Source organism: Proteiniphilum sp. UBA1028, assembly GCF_002316955.1.
GTDB lineage: Bacteria > Bacteroidota > Bacteroidia > Bacteroidales > Dysgonomonadaceae > Proteiniphilum.
Genome location: NZ_DCEN01000072.1, coordinates 1 through 1,943 on the forward strand (window position 1 = coordinate 1; position 1,943 = coordinate 1,943).

The 1,943-nt window shown below is 52.3% G+C and carries 1 tRNA gene and 1 pseudogene; one reads left to right on the forward strand and one right to left on the reverse strand.

The window, feature by feature from the left end:
* Positions 1-64: 64 nt before the first annotated feature.
* Positions 65-152 (reverse strand) — tRNA-Ser (locus tag B3Z75_RS12065).
* 158 nt (positions 153-310) lie between these two features.
* Here B3Z75_RS12065 and B3Z75_RS12070 point away from each other — a divergent pair.
* Positions 311-1,597 (forward strand): annotated as a pseudogene (locus B3Z75_RS12070) (DEAD/DEAH box helicase); the annotation flags it as partial.
* Positions 1,598-1,943: the final 346 nt, after the last annotated feature.

Here is a 1,943-nt window from a genome sequence, read left to right on the forward strand (position 1 = left end):
GAACCCACAGCCTTCTGATCCGTAGTCAGACGCTCTATCCAATTGAGCTACAGGCGCATGTAAATGGCGGAGAGAGAGGGATTCGAACCCCCGGAAGCTTGCACTTCAACGGTTTTCAAGACCGCCGCGATCGACCACTCTGCCATCTCTCCTTTTGCTGCGTGGGAAAAATTTATAGAAATCATCCCCCAAATGCGGCTGCAAAGATAAAAACTATTTTCGGAAAGAAAAACATTCCGGTTAGATTATTTTTAACCCTTTTCAAAAAATCAATAATTCGTCGTATCTTTGTAGAAATAAGGATTAACAGATGCAATTTACCGAACTTTCACTTTGCGACACTCTCCAGGAAGGACTGGAAGCGATGAACTTTACAGAAACAACCCCCGTGCAGGAACTGGCAATACCGGTGATCCTGGCGAAAAAGGATGTGATTGCCTGCGCCCAGACCGGCACGGGCAAGACAGCAGCCTTCTTGCTACCCCTGCTGAATAACCTTCAGACTGAACCACACGACAAGAGCAAGGTAAACGCCATCATCATGGCCCCCACACGCGAGCTGGCACAACAGATTGACCAGCAGATGGAGGGTTTTTCCTATTTTACTCCCTTTTCGTCGGTAGCCGTCTATGGCGGAAACGACGGAGAAGCATGGGAGGTACAGAAAAGGGGGCTGCTGAGCGGCGCCGATGTGGTGATCGCCACGCCGGGAAGGCTCCTGTCGCACATCAACCTGTACAATATCGACTTTTCGGGCGTGAAATATTTTATTCTTGACGAGGCAGACAGGATGCTCGACATGGGCTTCTTCGACGACATCATGAAGATTGAAAAGCTGTTGCCAAAAGAGCGTCAGACGGTGATGTTTTCGGCCACCATGCCTCCCAAGATACAGCAGCTGGCAAAGACCATCCTGCGCGATCCCGAGGAAATTGCCATCGCCATTTCCCGCCCCCCGGAGACCATCCTGCAGTCGGCCTACATCTGTACCGATGCGCAGAAGATGGGTATCCTGAAGCAGCTCTTTAAAGAGAAGAAGCCCAACAAGGTGATCCTCTTCTCCGGCTCAAAGCAGAAGGTGAAAGAGATTGCCAGGACACTGCACAAAATGGGCCTGTCGGCCGGTGAGATGCATTCAGACCTTGATCAGGCACAACGGAATCACGTGATGCACGAGTTTAAAAACGAACGGGTGGATATCCTGGTGGCCACCGACATTGTGGCACGGGGAATAGACATCGACGACATTACGCTGGTCATCAACTACGATGTGCCCTACGATGCCGAAGATTACGTACACCGCATCGGACGTACCGCAAGGGCGGGCGACACGGGCATGGCCATCACGTTTGTGTCACCGTCAGAGCAGTACCGCTTCTCCCTGATCGAGAAGTTTCTGCAGAAGGAGATTTACCGGATACCGGTGCCGGCAGAACTGGGAGAGGCACCCGAGTACAACCCGACACGGGAGAGTGCGAAGCGCGGGGCTTCCGGGCGAGGATCGAAAGGCGGAAGAAAGAAAGAAGGAAGACGTTCAGAAGGAGCTGAAAAGCCGCAGAAACAGCGGGAAACGAGGTCGAAACGACCTATGGAAGGGGAACATCCCGAAAGCCGAAAAAAAAGGACCCCACGCAATCCGGAAGTAACCGGCGAACAGCAAAATATTGCAGAAACCCCGGTTGATAACAGCACACAGCAGGAAAACCAGGAACGCAAACCACGCAAGAAGCGAGGACAAAAAGCTTCCGGAGAAAGAAGGGCTTCGGGGAGAGAGACATTGCCGGAGAGACAGGAGAGACGGACATCACCGGAGAGAGAGACAACCGAGGAGAGACAGGGGAGACAGACATCACCGGAGAAAGAGGGCAAAAAGGGAAGAGAAGGGAAAAAAAATAAACAGAATGAACCCGGGCAACAACAAGCTCCGCGCGAGCAGAGCAGGC